The sequence below is a fragment of the Pseudomonas sp. H1_D04 genome, assembly GCF_054683855.1.
The window spans coordinates 3,796,115-3,814,344 of record NZ_CP162826.1 but is presented as its reverse complement, the minus strand read 5'-3'; the positions used below and the strand labels follow the sequence as shown (position 1 = coordinate 3,814,344).

Here is an 18,230-nt window from a genome sequence, read left to right as displayed (position 1 = left end):
TGTCTGTTTTTTGTACACGCTGGCCTCACTGCCCCCCAGTGCGTTACCCTTACGTCTTATGTGTGTTTTCCCACAAGGATTTAAGAAATGTCCGAGCCAGTCAAACTGCGCGCTCACAGCCAGGCTCACTGCAAGGATTGCAGCCTGGCCCCCCTCTGCCTGCCACTTTCGCTGAATCTGGAAGACATGGATGCGCTGGACGACATCGTTAAACGTGGTCGCCCGCTGAAGAAAGGCGAGTTTTTGTTTCGCCAGGGCGATCAGTTCGACTCCGTCTATGCAGTACGTTCGGGCGCGTTGAAGACCTTCAGCCTGAGCGACAACGGCGAGGAGCAGATCACCGGTTTTCACCTGCCCAGCGAACTGGTGGGTTTGTCGGGCATGGACACCGAGATGCATCCCGTGTCGGCCCAGGCGCTGGAGACCACGTCGGTGTGCGAAATCCCCTTCGAACGCCTGGACGAACTGGCCATCCAATTACCTCAACTGCGCCGCCAGTTGATGCGCGTGATGAGCCGAGAAATTCGTGACGATCAGCAGATGATGCTGCTGTTATCGAAGAAAACCGCCGACGAGCGCATCGCGACATTCTTGGTCAACCTGTCGGCCCGGTTCCGGGCACGCGGTTTCTCGGCCAACCAGTTCCGCTTGAGCATGTCGCGTAACGAAATCGGCAACTACCTGGGTCTGGCGGTGGAAACCGTGTCCCGCGTGTTCACCCGTTTCCAGCAGAACGAGTTGATTGCCGCCGAAGGCAAGGAAGTGCACATTCTCGACCCGATCCAGCTGTGTGCGTTGGCGGGTGGTTCTCTAGAGGGTTGATGCAGACACTTGTGGCCGCGCCAATCGGTGAGGCCGCAGGTATACTTCGAGTCCGTTTTCCTCCCAGGACTCTTCGACGATGACCTTCGATTCGTTCGACATCAAATCCCTGATCCGCCCCGTCATCGACTTCCCCAAGCCTGGGGTGATCTTCCGTGACATCACGCCGCTGTTCCAATCGCCCAAGGCCCTGCGCCTGGTGGCCGATACCTTTGCCCATCGCTATGTCGAAGCCGATTTCACCCACATCGGCGCGATGGATGCCCGCGGGTTTCTGATCGGTTCGATCATTGCCTACCAACTGAACAAACCGCTGATCCTGTTCCGCAAGCAGGGCAAGCTGCCGGCCGATGTCCTGGCCGAGGGTTATCAGACCGAATACGGCGAAGCTTTCCTGGAAGTGCACGCCGACAGCCTGTGCGAAGGCGACTCGGTGCTGATGTTCGATGACCTGATCGCCACAGGCGGGACCTTGATCGCTGCGGCGAACCTGGTGCGGCGCATGGGTGCGAAGATTTTTGAAGCCGCGGCAATTATTGATTTGCCGGAGCTAGGTGGCTCGCAGCGTTTGGAAGACATGGGGATTCCGACGTTTTGCCTGACGCAGTTTGCGCTGAGCGAGCGGTAATATTTGCCTGGACTGACGCTATCAAGGGCTGCCCCCTCCCACACTTGAAGGTGTTTACACATCAAAATGTGGCAGAGGGCTTGCCCCGATGAGGCAGGTAAGCCGCCTCAAAGCCCCATCTGTTTGCTGATGATTTCATTCATCACTTCACGAGTGCCGCCGCCGATCGACAGGATACGGTTGTCGCGATACAGCCTCTCCACCAGGCTGCCGCGCATATAGCCCTGGCCGCCGAGGATCTGCACGGCGTCATAAGTCACCCGATCGGCGGTATCGGTGGCCAGGTTCTTGGCCATGGATATCTCCTTGATCACACTCTTGCCAGCGGCCATCTTGGCGGCTTGGCGGTAGGTGAATTCCCTGGACACTTCCACAGCCGTCGCCATTTCCGCCAGGCGATGCTTGAGCACCTGGAATTTGCCAATGGGCTTGCCAAATGCTTCACGCTGCGCGGCCCATTTGAGGCTTTCCTCAAGCGCAAGCTGCGCGGTCATATTGGCCATCAATGCCAGCGCCAGCCGTTCACTCTGAAAGTTGCCCATGATGCAGGCAAACCCCATGTTCTCGGCGCCGATCAGGTTGCCTACGGGCACCTGGCAATCATCGAAGAACAACTCTGCCGTGTCCGACGCCCACCAACCCATTTTCTTCAGGGGCTGGCCGACGGTGAAACCCGGGGTGTCTTTTTCGATGAGCAAGAGGCTGATGCCGCCAAAGCCTGGCCCGCCGGTACGAACAGCAACGGTGTAGAAATCGGCGCGGTTGCCGCTGGTGATAAAGGTCTTGCTGCCGCTGACCCGGTAAACGTCGCCATCACGCACGGCGCGGGTGCGCAGGCTGGCTACATCGGAGCCGCCGCTGGGTTCGGTGACGGCCAAGGCGATGATCTTCTCGCCCGAGAGCACTTGCGGGGCCACACGTTCGCGCACTTCGGGCCGCGCCCATTTGATGATGGGAGGCAAGCCGATATCCAGCGAGCCCAATCCCGCGACCACGCCGCCGGAGCCGCAGCGCATCAATTCCTCGCTGACGGCCACCTTGGCGAACAGATCGCCCTCGTGACTGCCGCCCAAGGATTCGGGATAACCGATACCGAGGATCCCCGCCGCACCGGCCTTAAGGTACAACGCTCGGGGAAAGCTCTCCGCCTCCTCCCATTGCTCGATGTCCGGTAACAGCTCGCGCTCGACAAAACGGCGCACGCTGTCGCGGAGCAATTGGTGGCTGGGGTCGAAGTAGTCCTGATAGGCAGACATCGGCAAGCTCCACGGAGAGGTGGAGCGAAATTACCAAGCGCTTGCTTGGTTAGCAACACAGATCTCAATCACACCGCAAAACCATTGTGGGAGGGGGCTTGCTCCCGATAGCAGTGTGTCAGCCAATAGATTCATGGCCTAATCCACTGCCATCGGGAGCAAGCCCCCTCCCACATTTGGCTGGTGTTTATTGTTAGAGCGCGATCGGCTTGCGACCGGCAAACGAATGCGCCAGCGTGCCGCCATCCACCAGCTCCAACTCCCCACCCAACGGTACGCCATGGGCGATACGCGAAGTGATCAGGCCTTTGTTGCTCAGCAGTTGGGCAATGTAATGGGCGGTGGCTTCACCTTCCACGGTCGGGTTGGTGGCCAGGATCACCTCGGTAAAGGTGCCCTGCTCTTCGATACGTGCCACCAGTTGCGGAATGCCGATGGCCTCCGGACCCAGGCCGTCCAGCGGCGACAGGTGGCCCTTGAGCACGAAGTAACGCCCGCGATAACCGGTCTGCTCCACCGCGTAGACGTCCATCGGGCCTTCCACCACACACAGCAACGTGTCGTCGCGACGCGGGTCGGCGCATTGCGGGCAAAGGTCTTCTTCGGTGAGGGTTCGGCACTGGCGGCAGTGGCCGACGCCCGTCATGGCCTGGCTCAGGGCCTGGGCCAACCGGGTGCCGCCGCTGCGATCACGCTCCAGCAGTTGCAGCGCCATGCGCTGGGCGGTTTTCTGGCCGACACCCGGCAACGTGCGCAGGGCGTCGATCAGTTGGCGAATCAGGGGGCTGAAGCTCATGGGGCAATGGTCCGACAAAACAACGAGACGCGGTTTATACCCGCGCCCCGGATTAGCGTCAAATCCTCAATCCTGCGCGACCCGCACCACCAACTTGCCGAAGTTGCGCCCTTCAAGCAGGCCGATAAAGGCTTCGGGCGCCTGCTCCAAGCCATCGACCACGTCCTCGCGGAACTTGATCTTGCCGTCGCGGACCCAGGGCGCCATGGCACTGAGGAACTCTGGCTGACGATCACCGTAGTCATCAAACACGATAAAGCCCTGGATGCGCACCCGCTTGGTCAGCAACGTGCGTTGCAGCGCCGGCAAGCGATCAGGCCCGCTGGGGGCTTCATGGGCGTTGTAGCCGGCAATCAGCCCGCACAAAGGAATGCGTGCCTTGGGGTTGAGCAAAGGCACCACGGCGTCGAACACCTTGCCACCGACGTTCTCGAAATAGATGTCCACGCCGTTGAAGCAAGCCTGGGCGAGTTGATCGGCGAAGTCTGCGCTCTTATGGTCGATACAGGCATCAAAACCCAGTTCATCCACGACATAGCGGCACTTGTCCGCACCGCCTGCAATCCCGACCACGCGCAGGCCCTTGAGCTTGGCGACCTGGCCCACTACCGAACCGACTGCGCCGGAGGCAGCGGCGACCACCAGGGTTTCCCCAGCCTTGGGTTGACCAATGTCCATCAGGCCCATGTAGGCCGTCATACCCGGCATCCCCAATACGCCCAACGCCATGGACGGACTGGCGAGACCTTTGGGCACCGGAATCAGGTTGCGGCCGTCGGAAATGCTGTGGCTCTGCCAACCGGTGGCGCCGACCACCAGATCACCCACTTCGAATTTCGGGTTACGGGATTGCTCGATACGGCTGACAGCACCGCCGGTCATCACCTCATCGATTTCCACCGGGGCGGCGTAGGACGGTGCGTCGCTCATGCGCCCGCGCATGTAGGGGTCAAGGGACAGGTAGAGGGTCTTGAGCAGCACTTGGCCGTCCGCCAACTCCGGCAAGCTCACGCGCTCCAGGCGAAAGTTTTCCGGAGTGGGCGCGCCTTGGGGGCGCGAGACCAGCACGATACGTTGGTTCAGGGTCAGTTCTTGAGGCATCAGGGGCTCCTTATCGAATTCATCGGTATAGGTTGCAGACCATGGGTGCCAGGCCAGGGTTCGATCGGGATTCGATTGAATAGGCACAAACAAAAATGCCAGGCACTGGGCCTGGCATTGGAGTCTAGCTAACGCTGGAGAATCAGAACGGCATCTTCATGCCCGGTGGCAGTTGCATGCCAGCGGTCACGCCGGACATTTTGTCCTGGCTATTGGCTTCGATCTTGCGCACGGCGTCGTTGACGGCCGCGGCGAACAGCGCTTCGAGCATTTCCAGGTCATCTTCACCCACGCCTGGCAGCACGCTTGGGTCGATGCTCACGCGCTTGATGTCGTGACGCCCAGTCATCACCACGCTGACCATATCGCCCCCGGCTTTACCGGTGACTTCGGCGTTGGCCAGTTCTTCCTGCATCTTGGCCATCTTTTCCTGCATCTGCTGCGCCTGCTTCATCAGGCCGGCCATGCCACCTTTCATCATGGGAATCACCTCAAAAGTACGTGGATCAATTAATAGCCCGGTGTCATGACGCTTGGGTCACCGGGGCTTCGACAGGTTCAATAGTATCGTGACGAACGACCGCACCAAACTGTTGCATCATTTGCTGGATGAGCGGGTCTGCGTGGATCGAATCCTCAGCCTCGCGCTGACGGTTGATACGCCGGCGGGTCGCGGCCTGGGCCGGGGTTTCCTGCTCGGGCTTGATCAACTCGATGGTGATGGTCAGCGTGCGCTCATGGTACTGGTTCAGGGCATCGTTGAGGCGCCGTTGCTGGGTCGCGTTGAACAGGGCGCTGTGGGCCGGGTCCAAGTGCAACAGCCAATGGTCGCCGTCGACGGAAATCAGGGTGCAGTTGGCGGCAATACTGCCGGTCATGCCGGAGATCGGCAGTTTCGGGAACAGTTCCAGCCATTGCAACGCCAGGCCAGTGGCCGGGGCTGCCGCGGGTTCTGCTTCGGGCTCGGGGGCCGGTTCGGCGGTGTGTTCGCTGGCCAAATCGTCCAGGTAACTGTAGGCCGAATCCATGTCCGGCTCGATGTAGTCTTCGTCCAGCGGCGGCTCGTCGTCGAGGTCGATGCCTGGGGTTGCGGCCTCAACCTGGGCGACTGTCGGCTCGGGAACCGGTGCTGAAACCCACTCAGGAGCGGCTGGCACCACGCTGTCCGGTGTCGGCGCAGGCATAGGCGTCAGCTCAGGCTGCTCGCTGGCAGTTTCCAGCACGGGCTCAACATAGGGCTGCTGTTCGACTTCTTCGACCTCGGCTTCTACCGGGTCATTCCAAGGCAAGTCGACGACAGGCTCGGGCTCAACCACCGTCTCCGGATCAACCACAGGTGCCACCACGGGGGCTGGCTCAGGCGCCGGCGCAACCGGGGCAGCAACCACTGGCGCAACCACCGCCGCGCCAGCCACTGGTTTGGCGGAATCAACTGTGGCCTGGCTGATCCCCACTGGCTTTAGCGGCTGTCTCGGCGCATCGGCCGAATCAGCTGGCCGGAACGCCAGCATGCGCAGCAGGACCATCTCGAAGCCCCCACGCGGGTCCGGCGCCAAAGGCAAGTCCCGACGACCGATCAGGCCCATCTGGTAGTAGAACTGCACATCTTCGGCCGGCAACGCCTGGGCCAGGGCCAACACGCGGTCGCGGTCGCCATGGCCGTTGTCGACACCTTCCGGCAAAGCCTGGGCGATAGCGACGCGGTGCAAGACGTTGAGGATTTCCGAGAGCACGCCATTCCAGTCCGGGCCTTGCTCCGAGAGGTGGCGCACGGCTTCGAGCAACGCCTTGGCATCCCCTTCGATCAATGCATGCAGCACATCGAACACCTGGCCGTGGTCGAGGGTGCCGAGCATGGCGCGCACATCGGCGGCCATGACCTTGCCTTCACCGAAGGCGATGGCCTGGTCGGTAAGGCTCATGGCATCACGCATCGAACCATCGGCGGCACGGCCGAGCAGCCATAGCGCGTCGTCTTCGAACGGTACGTTCTCGACACCCAGCACGTGGGTCAAATGCTCGACCACGCGCTCGGGGGTCATGTTTTTCAGGGAGAACTGCAAGCACCGCGACAGGATCGTTGCAGGAAGTTTCTGCGGGTCGGTGGTGGCCAGGATGAATTTGACGTAGGGCGGCGGCTCTTCCAGGGTTTTCAGCAGCGCGTTGAAGGAATGGCTGGACAGCATGTGCACTTCGTCGATCAAGTAGACCTTGAAGCGACCGCGGCTAGGCGCGTACTGCACGTTGTCGAGCAACTCGCGGGTGTCTTCGACCTTGGTGCGGCTCGCGGCGTCGATCTCGATCAGGTCTACGAAGCGCCCTTCGTCGATCTCGCGGCACACCGAGCAAGTGCCACAAGGCGTCGAAGTGATACCGGTTTCACAGTTCAGGCATTTGGCGATGATGCGCGCAATGGTGGTCTTGCCCACGCCCCGGGTACCGGTGAACAGGTAGGCGTGGTGCAGCCGTTGGCTGTCCAAGGCATTGATCAGAGCCTTGAGCACATGGGTCTGGCCGACCATTTCGCGGAACGAGCGCGGACGCCATTTACGTGCAAGAACCTGATAACTCATCGAAAACCGTCGCAACTGGGAAGCGGAAGCCGGTAATGCTAGCGGAGCAAGGGGGAAATTGCATCCGGCACGCTCGCCTAATCTGACTAAGCTCTGCTGACTGGCCTCCAAAAGGCCTGAACCCGGAGAGTGTATGCGCGTAGTCCTGGGCGCTTTATGGATGATGACCACGGCTTGCCTGGCGGCGCCTGCACCGCTGCGCTTCTCGGTTTCCGATAGTTGGGCGATGCCCATGGTGCAACTGGAGAACGGTCGGCCGACCCAGGGCATTTTGTATGACGTGATGCTGAGCCTGGCCACCCAGGTTGGCCATCCGGCGCAGTTCCACGTGCTGGCCCGGGCACGCATCTCTGCGGCCATGGGACACGGCGACATTGATGTGCGCTGTTATGTCACCCAGGCGTGGGTCGACAACCTGTCCGGCGACTACCTCTGGAGCTTGCCTTTAATGGTGCAGCGCAATGTGCTGGTCAGCGCGCAAAACCAGCCGGTACAGGTGCTCAAGCTGGCACCTCAGCCGATCGGCACGGTGCTCAACTATCGCTATGCCGCCCTCGACTCGCTGTTTGCCAACGGCCAACTCACCCGCGACGACGCCCATAGCGAAGAGCTGGTGCTGCACAAACTGGTGGCGGGGCGATTCAACTATGCGGTGAGCAACGAATGGATCGTCGACCGTTTCAACCAGAAAATGCCGATCAGCCAGCGGCTGCACAAGGTCGCGTTGATTGACGAGCAAAACCTCGGTTGCATCGTGCGTAACGATCCCGACGTGCCGGCGCAAAAAATCCTGCGGACCTTGTTGCGGATGAAAATGTCCGGCGAAATCGACGACATCATCAAGCTGTACACCGGCGAAAACCCGGCGCCCCTGCTCGCCCCTGACAAAAACTGACAGGCGCTCCTTATAGGCTCGGGCTCAGGTCGAGCCGCAGTCCAGCTTACAGCCGGCGGTGAAGTGGGCTTCTTGCTGCACGACCGATGGGTAGAATGCGGCGCCATCGTTATCCAGTCACCGCCGGCCCTGGACTTCGATGGCCACCGTTTGCGTGCGTTTTGTCTGAACGATTGACCGCCAGCGCCCTTCTAAGCTGATCGCCGCCACGCTGGCCAGCACGATCACACCGCCCATCATCACCTGCAAGGCAATGTGTTCACCCAGCAACGTTGCGGCCATCACCATCGCCACCGGCGGGATCAGGTACATCGCCACCGACGCGCGACTGACCTCCACATGCTTCAACACATAACCCCAAGCCAGATACGCCAAGGCGCTGGGAAAAATACCGAGTACCAGCACCGCGACGTTCTCCGCCAACGGCGCCTGCACCACCGCAGCAGGCAGGCCCGGCAGGTTCACGCACAGCATCAGGGTGCCCGCCCACACCATGTAGCACGCCATAGTCAGCGGACTGTAGCGGTGGGCATAGTGTTTCTGCAGGGCGAAATACACACTCCACGACACCGCCGCCAGCAGGATCAACAAGCCACGCGGGTCGATCTCACCCAGCCCCTGATCCCCCCAGATCACCACCATCACGCCGAGCAGCCCCAGCAATACGCAGGCCCAGCGCCAAGCGCTGACCCGCTCCTTCAGGCAGAAAAACGCGATCAGCACACTGAACAGCGGCGCCGACTGCGCCAGTACGCTGGACGCCGCTGCCGTGACCCATTGCTGCCCATAGTTGAGGCTGGTGTGGTGCAGGAACACGCCGAAGAACCCCAGCACCAACAACCACGGAAAATCCCGCAAGCGCGGACGACCGATGCCCATCACCAGTGCCACACCGCCCATGAACACCGACGCAATCAAAAACCTTAACAACGCCAATTGTCCGGGGCTGTAGCTGTGCAGCCCCATGTGCACGCCAATCGGCGAATAGGCCCAACACAGGATGACGCTGGCGATGACTAGCGTAAGCTTTGCGGGTGAAGGGTTATTCATCGACGGCGTCCAGAAACTGAGAAGGTGTGCCGTCAGTCTTGGCCCCCGTAAGGCGCAGGACAATTAACCGTTTCTGACTTCTGCAATCACTGGAACTGAGCAATGGAACTGGCCCAACTGAAAATGGTGCGAGCCGTGGCACAAACCGGCAGCGTGGCCCAAGCGGCCGTGCTGCTGCATTGCGTGCCGTCCAACATCACCACGCGCATCAAGCAGCTGGAAGGCGAGCTGGGCACACCACTGTTCATCCGCGCCGGGCGTGGGCTGGCGATCAGTGCCGCCGGTGAAATTTTCCTGGAGTACTGCGAGCGCATTCTGGCGCTAGTGGATGAGTCCAAACGCGCCGTGGACGCCAGCGCCATTCCCCGTGGCACTTTGCGTATCGGCGCGGTGGAATCCAGCGCCAGCGGACGTTTGCCGCCGCTGCTGGCGGAGTATCACCGGCGCTACCCGGATGTCAGCCTGGAACTGGTGACAGGCGCCTGGGGCCCGTTGCTCGACGACCTGCAACACCATCGCCTGGACGTGGCGCTCGTGGCCGCCGGCAACAAACGCTCCAAGCTCGAACACAGCGTGGTCTACAGCGAGCGCCTGGTGCTGATCGCCAGCGCATCCAGTGCACCCATCAATGGCGCCGAGGACCTCGCCGGCCGCACCTTGCTGGTCTGGCCGCCTGGCTGCCCGTATCGCGCAGCACTGGAAAACTGGGTCAAGCCGCACAACTTCAAACCGACCATTGCCAGCTATGCCAGTTGGGGCACGATCATCGGTTGCGTCAGCGCCGGGATTGGCGTGGCATTGGCGCCGGAAGGCATCCTGGCGCGCTATGAGCAGGCCAATCAGCTGGCGTCTTATCGATTTGAAGAGCTGGCGGCCGTGGATAACCTGCTGTTCTGGCACAAGGACACCCAACGCCACCTGGCACGGGATGCATTCGCGGGGCTGTTGCGGGAAACTTTCGGCTAACTCGCAACATGTTGTTTCGGTTATCCTCTTACGAAATTAATTCAAAATGTAAGGGACTACCATGAATTACTTCCGCCTGTTGTTGGCGGCGGCTGCTCTGAGCCTGCCTACCGCACCTGCCGTTGCTGCTGCCTCGCCTGCCCCCGTTGAAGCCAGTGCCCCCGCCGAAACGGCCGAGCACTTTCTGGCGTCACTTAAGCAAAAGACCGGCACCGTCACGCTCCCAAGTGGCATTGCCACCCTCAAGCTCAACGACGAATTTTATTACCTCGACCCCGCCGACACTGAGCGCTTGCTCACCGATGGCTGGGGCAACCCGCCGGGCTTCAAGACCCTGGGCATGATCGTGCCTAAAGCCGTCAGCCCACTGTCGGAGCGCGGTTGGGGCGTCATCGTCAGCTATAAGGCCGACGGGCATATTTCCGACGAAGATGCCGCGAAAATCGACTACTCCGACCTGCTCAAGCAAATGCAGGAAGAAGACGAAACAGACAACAAGGAACGCCAGAAACAAGGCTACGCCGGCCTGCATCTGGTGGGCTGGGCCGAGCCGCCGCGCTACGACGACACCACCCACAAGATGTACTGGGCCCGTGAACTGAAGGCCGACGACGCCGACCAGAACACCCTCAACTACAGCATCCGCGTGCTGGGCCGTGAGGGTGTACTGGAACTCAACGCCGTCGCGGCGATGGCCGACCTGCCGACCATCAAGCAGGAACTGCCCAAGGTCCTGGCGTTTACCAACTTCACCGACGGCAACCTCTACACCGACTTCAACCCGAAAACCGACAAGCTCGCCACTTACGGCCTAGCCGCGTTGGTTGCCGGCGGGATTGCCGCCAAGGCCGGGTTATTCGCCAAGATCGGGATCTTCCTGCTGGCCGCGAAGAAGTTTCTGGTGGTGGGTGTCGTGGCGTTGTTCGCGGTGATCCGCAAGCTGTTCAACCGCAACAAGGCCTGACCGCCGCACACAAAAACGCCGCAGCGTGCTGGACACGTTGCGGCGTTTTTGTGTGCGCGGTTCTGCTCAGTTTTTTGCAGTGGGCGCGGCCAGACGACTGTATTGATCCTGGGTGATCCAACCCTTAAACGAGCGATCCTCAGCATTGATGAACTCAACCTGAGCCCAGCCATCCTTGAACGCCAGCACCCCTACCACATCGTTCTTGACGATATACGGACGCTTGGCCGCCTTGGCGCCGGGGGTTTTCTGCAGGTAAGCCTTGTCGGCAGAACACTGTGACTAGGCCGATCCACTTCTTACTGGCGGTCTGGGTCAGATCAAGACCGGTGGCGATTTCCGGCATCAGTACGTTGATGCAGCCGGGATGCTGACGGCCTTCTTCCACGGTCAGGGTCACACCGTCGGACGACGGCGCCACGCTGCCAGGGTAGGCGTCGTCGAGCCAAGTGGTGAGCGCGTCGGGCTTACCTTGCAGGTAGAACGCACAGCTGCGCGTCACGCCCTCACCCATTGATTCCGTGTAAAAACCTTCGACCTGATGCTCCGGCGTCACTGCCAGCATCAGCCCTTCGTACTTGCCCGAATGCAGCGCGGCCGAACCAGCCATGGCAGGTGCCACGGCGCACAACGACAACACACCTATCGCGAGTAAACGGATCATCCTATTTTTTCCCTTCAAGTTTTTCGTAGGCTTTTTGCATAAGGACGTCGTAGTTGCCGTAGTCCTCACCGTTATAGTTACGCGCCATTCCAGTAAAGTCTTTGGCCTTCATCGCCTTCATCAACGCAGGGCTCTTACTGCAAAAGCCGAGGAACGCCTTTAGTTGATTACCGGCATTCACCTTTAATGCCGCCGAAAACTCAAATACCGTCTTGTACCCGCACGACGCAAAGTTGAAACCCATGATCTGGAACATGCCCCACGATGCCGACATCAATGCGGCTTCCTGATCCAGGGCGAATGCGGTAGCCATGGTTTCCCAAGCCTTTGTCTGGTCCTTGTTGTTCGCCTGCCACTGTGGCCCTGCTTTTTTCTTGTAGGGGTAGGACAGCAGCGGGTGCGCCTGGTCATAGATGTGCTTGGTGTATTTGCGAAACAGGTGACCTTCAAAGGCGATCACCGGCAGCTTGGCCGGCCCGAAGCCGGAGCGCCCGCCAGATTCCACGGTGGCGAAGGCCTTGATGATATTCACCGAAATACCGCTACCCAGTTGCGTAGCGGCGTTCTGGAAGTCCGTTTCGCTAAGGGTCATGCCCCCGTCGCACGTGGCCTGGAGCATCAATTGCCGGTTACGCCGCTCGGCCTCAATCATCGCGCGCATGCGGTCCAGGTACACATTGACCGTGGCCTGCACCGCGTCGCCCTGGTTGTTGCCAAATGCGTTGAGAAAACTCGGTATACGCATCGTCGGGAAGGACTTAACCGGCACCTTCACCGCCTCTTCGATCAGGCTGTTGAACGTACGACCGGTGGGGTCGACCACACCATCGGGATGGGCGTATTTGAGATGGCGAAACTGGTACTGGCTGATGCACTGCACCAACTGACCATCGCATTTGCCGTTTTCGGCCAACGGGAAACCCATCTTGGGAATGATCAGATTGAATAAATATTGGATGCACTGCACATCGGCGGGCAAGTTGCGGGCTTTACCCGGAGCGCCTACCGAAGCACTGATAAGACGAGGTAAACCTTGCAGGCTTTTCATCACAGACATCCTTGTTAGTTAAAGAAGTGATAGCACTTCAATATCAATTCAGCGCCATTGTCATATTCTGAAACAAGTGGCCGGCGCAAACTAACAAGGCGGTTTAGGGTTGTCCAGCGGGGGTTTGGAAAGTTGTGAAACAGCCGTCATCGACTGCGCAATAAACATCGGCAGTTGGCTGAAAATAAGACATTTGGATTTGAATCGAAGGGGTATTGCAAGGAGGAGCGTTATGGAGGCAACCCCACCAGCCACACCCCGGCACACAATGTTCCCGCTGTGGCTGCTGCCTTCCGGCTCTGACCAGGTTCACGGGTAATCGTTGCGGGGGGACCGATGGGGTCACCATAACGACGCCTGCCTCTCGGCAAGCGGGGCCATTGTACCGATCTCATCGGAAGTTACAACCGTTGGTGACGGATTAAAAATATGAAGGGGTTCAAGCACTTGCCATGGCCATCAGCTTCCCCGTCATCCCCTGTGGGAGGGGGCTTGCCCCGATAGCGGACTGCCAGCCAATAAATCAGTGACGGACCCAACGCTATCGGGGGCAAGCCCCCTCCCACATTGGCTGATCATTGTGCCTGCAACACCTCATCCGCCCGGCCGCCCTCTTCCTGGATCACCAGGTGGATGAAGTGCAGCTTGGCGATCACCGCCGGTGGTAGCACGAACGGGTAGAAATCCGGCTGGCCCATGGCGCGCGACAGCTCATTGAGCATGCCCGCCAGTTCAATCCAGGCGTTAACGAACGACAGGAACGCCGGACCGCTGGGATGTTGGGGGTCAAAAAGCGTAGTAAGGGGGAACGGCTGGTAATCCAGGTCCATCTCGCGGGCGCTCATGCCAAAGCCCAGGGCAGTGTCGACGGCGTCCATCATGTGCAAGTAATGAGCCCAGGTTTCGGCCCAGTCTTCCCAAGGGTGCATGGTGGCGTAGGCGCTGACACAGGTTTGCTGCCAGTCAGGACGCGGGCCGTTTTGATAATGCTGGTCAAGGGCGTCGGCGTAACTGGCGCGTTCGTCGCCGAACAGGGTGCGAAAGGACTCCTGCCAGTGGGTATTGGCGATCAGGCGATCCCAATAATAGTGGCCGACCTCATGGCGAAAGTGACCGAGCAAGGTGCGGTAAGGCTCGCGCATCTGCACCCGGATTTTTTCGCGGTGGGCGTCGTCGGCTTCTTTGATGTCGAGGGTGATCAAGCCGTTCGAATGGCCTGTCATCGGGGCGTTGCCTTCCAGGTCGATGCCAACGAAATCGAAGGCCAGACCGGTGTCTTCGTCAACGCTCTTGGGCACGACGCTCAGGCCCAGGCTGATCAGTTGCGCCACCAACCGGCGCTTGGCGGTTTCTACCTTGCGCCAGCGCTCATGGTTTTCCGGGATCGACAGGTCGGGGATCGTGCGGTTGAGACTACAGGCCACGCACAGCGGTGCGGTGCTGTGGGCCGGAATCAGCCAGTTGCAGGCGGCAGGCGTGTCAAGGTTGGCGCAGCGGCGAAAGGCGCCGGCGTCGAGGTTATCGTCCTGCAGCCAGGTGCCTTCGACGGGGCCGGGTTGCAGCGAGGACAAGCGACTTTGCCGGGGTTGATAGCCCAGCAGCGCTGCGCATGCCAGGCATTGGCTGTTGCGAAAGAATAGGGACTGGCCGCAACGACATTGCCAAACCTTGCTGTTGCGCGAGGATTCGGCCATGAACGGTGCGGCAATGCGCGAACTGAGTTGCTCGAAGTAGCGGAACATGGCGATCTCTTCCTGGGGTGACCAAGACTAGATCAATTCCCTTCGAAGATCGTTCCAAAAATGGGATGACATCCCTATAGGCGTCAGGCGTGCCGACGATGGCACTCCTTGGCGCGCGATCGCCGGCAAGCCGGACGCCTACAGGTGAGGGTCAACTGACTGGAATGTTGTGCGTGGCGAGAAAGGCCACGAAAGCCTCTTCGTCCAGCACCTTCAAGCCTAACTCGCTGGCCTTTGCCAGTTTCGAACCAGCACCCGGCCCGGCCACCACGCAGTGGGTTTTCGCCGAGACGGAACCGGCCACCTTGGCGCCGAGGCTTTCGAGCTTTTCCTTGGCCACGTCGCGACTCATAAGCTCCAGGGAGCCAGTGAGCACCCACGTGTGTCCGGCTTCAGGCAAGCCTTCTACGACCTTTTTCTCGCTTTGCCAGTGCATGCCGAAGTCCTTGAGCTGCTGCTCAATGGCCAAGGCGTGCTGGGCGTTGTCCGGGTTGTCGAAGAAGTCGCGCACGGCCTTGGCCTGCTTTTCGGGCAGCGCCTGGCGCATGTCCAGCCAGTCGGCCTTGATCACGCCTTCCAGGCTGCCGAACTTGTCCGCCAGCTTCTGCGCAGCGCCTGGGCCCACGGACGGTACGTGCAGCTTGTCGAGCAAGCCGCCCAAGGTGGTGCTAGCGGCGAACTCGGCGCTGAGGTCGCCCTGATCCTGCAATTGCAGGCCGCACGTCTCCGGCGACAGCAGTGCGCCAATCACTTCCTGGTTATGACTGTCTTCAAAGAAGCTGTGGATCTCGTGCGCCACTTCAAGGCCCACGTCGGGCAAGTACGTCAGCACCGGCGGCAACGCCTGCTGCACGCGCTCAAGGGACCCCAGCGAGCGTGCCAGCACTTTGGCAGTCTCCTCGCCCACGTCGGGGATGCCGAGCGCGTAGATAAAACGCGCGAGGGTCGGCGTCTTGCTGTTCTCGATGGCGGCGATCAGCTTCTTGCTGGAGATGTCGGCGAAGCCTTCCAGGTCGATGATCTGCTCGTACTTGAGCGTGTAGAGGTCGGCTGGCGAACCGATGAGTTTTTCATCCACCAGTTGCTCGATGGTCTTGTCACCCAGCCCATCAATGTCCATGGCCCGGCGCGAGACAAAATGAATGATCGCCTGCTTCAGCTGAGCGCCACAGGCCAGGCGCCCGACGCAGCGGTACACGGCGCCTTCGCTGACGGTTTCCTTGCCCTTGCTGCGCTTGACCAGTTGAGTGCGCTCCACGTGCGAGCCGCACACCGGGCAGCTCTCGGGAACCGGTACCACGCGGGCGTCGGCCGGACGTCGCTCAAGCACTACGGACACCACTTGAGGGATCACATCCCCGGCGCGCCGAATGATCACGGTGTCGCCAATCATGACGCCCAGACGCGCCACTTCATCCATGTTGTGCAAGGTGGCGTTGGACACAGTCACACCCGCGACCTTGACGGGCTTCAGACGCGCTACCGGGGTGACGGCGCCGGTGCGGCCGACCTGAAATTCAACGTCGAGCAGCTCAGTGAGTTCTTCCATCGCCGGGAATTTGTGGGCGATGGCCCAGCGCGGCTCACGGGCGCGGAAGCCCAATTCACGCTGAGCAGCAATGCTGTTGACCTTGAAGACAACACCGTCGATCTCATAGGGCAGGCTGTTACGCCGCTCGCCGATATCGCGGTAGTAGTCGAGGCAATCCTGAATACCCTTGGCCAGCTTCAGCTCATGACTGATGGGCATGCCCCATTTTTGCAACTGCTGCAGGTTCCCGATGTGGGTATCGCTGATGTCAGCAGTTACCTGGCCAATGCCATAGCAGCAGAATTCCAGCGGGCGGCTGGCGGTGATTTTCGAATCCAACTGACGCAGACTGCCGGCGGCGGCATTGCGCGGGTTGGCGAAGGTCTTGCCGCCGACTTCCAGTTGCGAGGCATTGAGCCGTTCGAAGCCGGCCTTGGACATAAAGACCTCGCCACGCACCTCCAAGGTCGCCGGCCAGCCGCTGCCGTGCAGTTTCAAAGGGATATTGCGCACGGTGCGCACGTTGACGCTGATGTCTTCGCCAGTGGTGCCGTCACCTCGGGTGGCACCGCGCACCAACTCACCGTCCTGATACAGCAGGCTGACCGCCAGGCCGTCCAGTTTGGGTTCGCAGCTGTACTCCACCTCGGCACCAGCGCCAAAAAGGTCGCCCACCGGCAGGTCGAGGCCTTCAGTCACCCGGCGATCAAACTCCAACATCGTGGTTTCATCAAAGGCGTTGCCCAGGCTGAGCATCGGGATCTCGTGCTTGACCTGAGTGAACGCCGACAACGCCGCGCTGCCCACCCGCTGCGTCGGCGAATCCCGCGTGATCAGTTCCGGATGCTCAGCTTCCAGAGACTTGAGCTCGTGGAACAGCCGATCGTACTCGGCGTCCGGAATACTCGGCTCGTCGAGGACGTGGTAACGGTAGTTGTGCTGATCCAGTTCAGCGCGCAGTTCGAGGATGCGGGTGTGGGCGGCGGTCATGGGTGTTCTCTCATAAAGCAAAAGAGCAGCCGAAGCTGCTCAAATGTTGGTGCGCTTAATTCTATCGACAACGCTTGAAGCCAAACCTCAGCGTTTCTGTGTCAGGGCGCGACGCTCGAATTCGACGATGCGCTGACGGTAGTGTTCGATGGTCTGGGCGGTCAGGACGCTACGTTGGTCGTCCTTCAGTTCGCCGTTCAACTCCTGGGACAGCTTGCGTGCTGCAGCCACCATCACATCGAACGCTTGCTTCGGGTGACGCGGGCCTGGCAGGCCAAGGAAGAAGCTCACCGCTGGAGTGCTGAACAGGTCGATGTCGTCCAGGTCGAAGGTGCCAGGCTTGACTGCGTTGGCCATGGAGAACAGCACTTCGCCGTTGCCTGCCATGCTTTCGTGGCGATGGAAAATATCCATCTCACCAAAGCGCAGGCCGCTTTCGAGGATGTTCTGCAAAAGAGCCGGGCCTTTAAAGCCGGCGGCGTCGCGGCAGATCACGCTGATCACCAGCACTTCTTCAGCAGCAGGCTGATCGTTAACCGATTGGCGCGGCGCGTTCTTGCCAACGTTTTCGTCCGGGAAGTCATCGTCACGGCTGCTGAAACTCGGGCCTTCGTCGACGTCGAGGTTCAGGTCGCCCTGATGGGGTTCGGCCACGGCGGCATTGGCGCGCTTGCCACGTTTGGAGGACGGTTCACGGGCTTCACGCAACGGCGCGCTCATCGACGGCAAGTCGTGCTCGTCCAGTTGCGGCTCTTTATGCGTGTCCAGCACACGGGGCGGCCCCAGCAGCTCGGCGCTGCCGTCGTCGTCAGGCAAGTTGGACAGGTTGCGGTCCAGACGGAATTTGAGCTTGCCCTTGCCACCGCGCATGCGGCGCCAGCCATCAAAAAGAATACCGGCAATGACAATAATGCCGATGACGATCAGCCACTCGCGCAGACCGATTTCCATGTAATCCCGTGCCTCTAATAAAAAATGCTGAAAAATAAGGGGTTTAGCACCGTGCAAACCGCTTTAAAACGTGGCGCCAACTCTATGTTCTGACTGACGTTTTGCCCACGCACACGAAAAATTGACATTAAACTAGCACGACCAAAGATAACTTTACACCGTCTGTCAAAATGCCTTGAACAAATATGTCCATTTGCCACTTTCACTTGACCGGTAAATCACCTGACATCGCATGAAAACTATCTCTCATGGT

General features: G+C 60.2%; 15 protein-coding genes, 1 other RNA gene and 1 pseudogene. 5 read left to right on the top strand and 12 right to left on the bottom strand.

From position 1 onward, the window contains the following. The first annotated feature begins 87 nt into the window (after positions 1–87). Positions 88–822, top strand: a complete 735-nt coding sequence (fnr, locus tag AB4N82_RS17685) for a fumarate/nitrate reduction transcriptional regulator Fnr (RefSeq protein ID WP_032887662.1) — start codon at positions 88–90, stop codon at positions 820–822. A gap of 79 nt (positions 823–901) precedes the next feature. After that, positions 902–1,450 (top strand): adenine phosphoribosyltransferase, encoded by a 549-nt coding sequence (locus AB4N82_RS17680; protein WP_032887660.1) that lies wholly within the window; start codon positions 902–904, stop codon positions 1,448–1,450. Between the two features lie 107 nt (positions 1,451–1,557). Here the strand turns inward: AB4N82_RS17680 and AB4N82_RS17675 are convergent, their stop codons facing one another. From AB4N82_RS17675 to dnaX, 5 genes are all read right to left on the bottom strand, one after another. Next, complete coding sequence (locus tag AB4N82_RS17675) at positions 1,558–2,706, bottom strand: acyl-CoA dehydrogenase family protein (protein WP_122764552.1); 1,149 nt, start codon at positions 2,704–2,706, stop codon at positions 1,558–1,560. Between the two features lie 193 nt (positions 2,707–2,899). Next, positions 2,900–3,502 (bottom strand): recombination mediator RecR, encoded by a 603-nt coding sequence (recR, locus tag AB4N82_RS17670; RefSeq protein WP_032887656.1) that lies wholly within the window; start codon positions 3,500–3,502, stop codon positions 2,900–2,902. Between the two features lie 66 nt (positions 3,503–3,568). Beyond that, positions 3,569–4,603, bottom strand: a complete 1,035-nt coding sequence (locus AB4N82_RS17665) for an NADP-dependent oxidoreductase (protein ID WP_032887654.1) — start codon at positions 4,601–4,603, stop codon at positions 3,569–3,571. A 142-nt stretch (positions 4,604–4,745) separates the two neighbouring features. Continuing rightward, positions 4,746–5,084: a YbaB/EbfC family nucleoid-associated protein gene (locus AB4N82_RS17660; RefSeq protein ID WP_032887653.1), complete on the bottom strand. Its 339-nt coding sequence runs from the start codon at positions 5,082–5,084 to the stop codon at positions 4,746–4,748. Positions 5,085–5,127: 43 nt separating this feature from the next. Beyond that, on the bottom strand, positions 5,128–7,176 hold the full coding sequence (gene dnaX, locus AB4N82_RS17655) for a DNA polymerase III subunit gamma/tau (protein WP_122764551.1): 2,049 nt from the start codon (positions 7,174–7,176) through the stop codon (positions 5,128–5,130). Between the two features lie 133 nt (positions 7,177–7,309). Between dnaX and AB4N82_RS17650 the strand changes: the two genes are divergently transcribed. Further along, entirely contained in the window at positions 7,310–8,071 is a 762-nt protein-coding gene (locus AB4N82_RS17650) for a substrate-binding periplasmic protein (RefSeq protein ID WP_122764550.1), read from the top strand. 117 nt (positions 8,072–8,188) lie between these two features. On the opposite strand, the gene AB4N82_RS17645 is transcribed toward AB4N82_RS17650, so the two are convergent. Continuing rightward, positions 8,189–9,121, bottom strand: coding sequence for a DMT family transporter (locus tag AB4N82_RS17645; protein WP_122764549.1), 933 nt, complete (start codon positions 9,119–9,121; stop codon positions 8,189–8,191). Between the two features lie 102 nt (positions 9,122–9,223). On the opposite strand from AB4N82_RS17645, the gene AB4N82_RS17640 reads away from it, so the two are divergent. Both AB4N82_RS17640 and AB4N82_RS17635 read left to right on the top strand, forming a co-directional pair. After that, a complete protein-coding gene (locus AB4N82_RS17640; RefSeq protein ID WP_032887645.1) occupies positions 9,224–10,087 on the top strand; it encodes a LysR family transcriptional regulator in 864 nt (287 codons plus the stop codon). A 61-nt stretch (positions 10,088–10,148) separates the two neighbouring features. Further along, on the top strand, positions 10,149–11,051 hold the full coding sequence (locus AB4N82_RS17635; protein ID WP_032887643.1) for a DUF2167 domain-containing protein: 903 nt from the start codon (positions 10,149–10,151) through the stop codon (positions 11,049–11,051). A gap of 66 nt (positions 11,052–11,117) precedes the next feature. On the opposite strand, the pseudogene AB4N82_RS17630 reads toward AB4N82_RS17635, so the two are convergent. The 6 genes and pseudogenes from AB4N82_RS17630 to zipA form a co-directional block, all read right to left on the bottom strand. Beyond that, positions 11,118–11,715: pseudogene (locus AB4N82_RS17630) on the bottom strand (hypothetical protein). A 1-nt stretch (position 11,716) separates the two neighbouring features. After that, on the bottom strand, positions 11,717–12,763 hold the full coding sequence (locus tag AB4N82_RS17625) for an N-acetylmuramidase family protein (protein WP_032887639.1): 1,047 nt from the start codon (positions 12,761–12,763) through the stop codon (positions 11,717–11,719). Between the two features lie 242 nt (positions 12,764–13,005). Next, positions 13,006–13,102, bottom strand: an RNA gene (ffs, locus tag AB4N82_RS17620) — signal recognition particle sRNA small type. 236 nt (positions 13,103–13,338) lie between these two features. Then, the gene (locus AB4N82_RS17615) at positions 13,339–14,505 is read right to left on the bottom strand and encodes a zinc-binding metallopeptidase family protein (RefSeq protein ID WP_122764548.1); all 1,167 of its coding nucleotides are present in this window, start codon (positions 14,503–14,505) and stop codon (positions 13,339–13,341) included. A 151-nt stretch (positions 14,506–14,656) separates the two neighbouring features. Then, a complete protein-coding gene (gene ligA / locus AB4N82_RS17610; RefSeq protein ID WP_122764547.1) occupies positions 14,657–17,026 on the bottom strand; it encodes an NAD-dependent DNA ligase LigA in 2,370 nt (789 codons plus the stop codon). A gap of 87 nt (positions 17,027–17,113) precedes the next feature. Then, a complete protein-coding gene (gene zipA, locus AB4N82_RS17605) occupies positions 17,114–17,977 on the bottom strand; it encodes a cell division protein ZipA (protein WP_032887633.1) in 864 nt (287 codons plus the stop codon). Positions 17,978–18,230 lie beyond the last annotated feature (253 nt).

What these genes read in the sequence shown, in the direction of transcription:
- AB4N82_RS17660 (WP_032887653.1), bottom strand. Translation starts at nt 5,084, where the DNA reads ATGATGAAAGGTGGCATGGCCGGCCTGATGAAGCAGGCGCAGCAGATG.
- zipA (WP_032887633.1), bottom strand. Translation starts at nt 17,977, where the DNA reads ATGGAAATCGGTCTGCGCGAGTGGCTGATCGTCATCGGCATTATTGTC.
- AB4N82_RS17680 (WP_032887660.1), top strand. Translation starts at nt 902, where the DNA reads ATGACCTTCGATTCGTTCGACATCAAATCCCTGATCCGCCCCGTCATC.
- AB4N82_RS17640 (WP_032887645.1), top strand. Translation starts at nt 9,224, where the DNA reads ATGGAACTGGCCCAACTGAAAATGGTGCGAGCCGTGGCACAAACCGGC.
- AB4N82_RS17650 (WP_122764550.1), top strand. Translation starts at nt 7,310, where the DNA reads ATGCGCGTAGTCCTGGGCGCTTTATGGATGATGACCACGGCTTGCCTG.
- recR (WP_032887656.1), bottom strand. Translation starts at nt 3,502, where the DNA reads ATGAGCTTCAGCCCCCTGATTCGCCAACTGATCGACGCCCTGCGCACG.
- fnr (WP_032887662.1), top strand. Translation starts at nt 88, where the DNA reads ATGTCCGAGCCAGTCAAACTGCGCGCTCACAGCCAGGCTCACTGCAAG.
- AB4N82_RS17675 (WP_122764552.1), bottom strand. Translation starts at nt 2,706, where the DNA reads ATGTCTGCCTATCAGGACTACTTCGACCCCAGCCACCAATTGCTCCGC.
- dnaX (WP_122764551.1), bottom strand. Translation starts at nt 7,176, where the DNA reads ATGAGTTATCAGGTTCTTGCACGTAAATGGCGTCCGCGCTCGTTCCGC.
- AB4N82_RS17665 (WP_032887654.1), bottom strand. Translation starts at nt 4,603, where the DNA reads ATGCCTCAAGAACTGACCCTGAACCAACGTATCGTGCTGGTCTCGCGC.
- AB4N82_RS17615 (WP_122764548.1), bottom strand. Translation starts at nt 14,505, where the DNA reads ATGTTCCGCTACTTCGAGCAACTCAGTTCGCGCATTGCCGCACCGTTC.
- AB4N82_RS17625 (WP_032887639.1), bottom strand. Translation starts at nt 12,763, where the DNA reads ATGAAAAGCCTGCAAGGTTTACCTCGTCTTATCAGTGCTTCGGTAGGC.
- ligA (WP_122764547.1), bottom strand. Translation starts at nt 17,026, where the DNA reads ATGACCGCCGCCCACACCCGCATCCTCGAACTGCGCGCTGAACTGGAT.
- AB4N82_RS17635 (WP_032887643.1), top strand. Translation starts at nt 10,149, where the DNA reads ATGAATTACTTCCGCCTGTTGTTGGCGGCGGCTGCTCTGAGCCTGCCT.
- AB4N82_RS17645 (WP_122764549.1), bottom strand. Translation starts at nt 9,121, where the DNA reads ATGAATAACCCTTCACCCGCAAAGCTTACGCTAGTCATCGCCAGCGTC.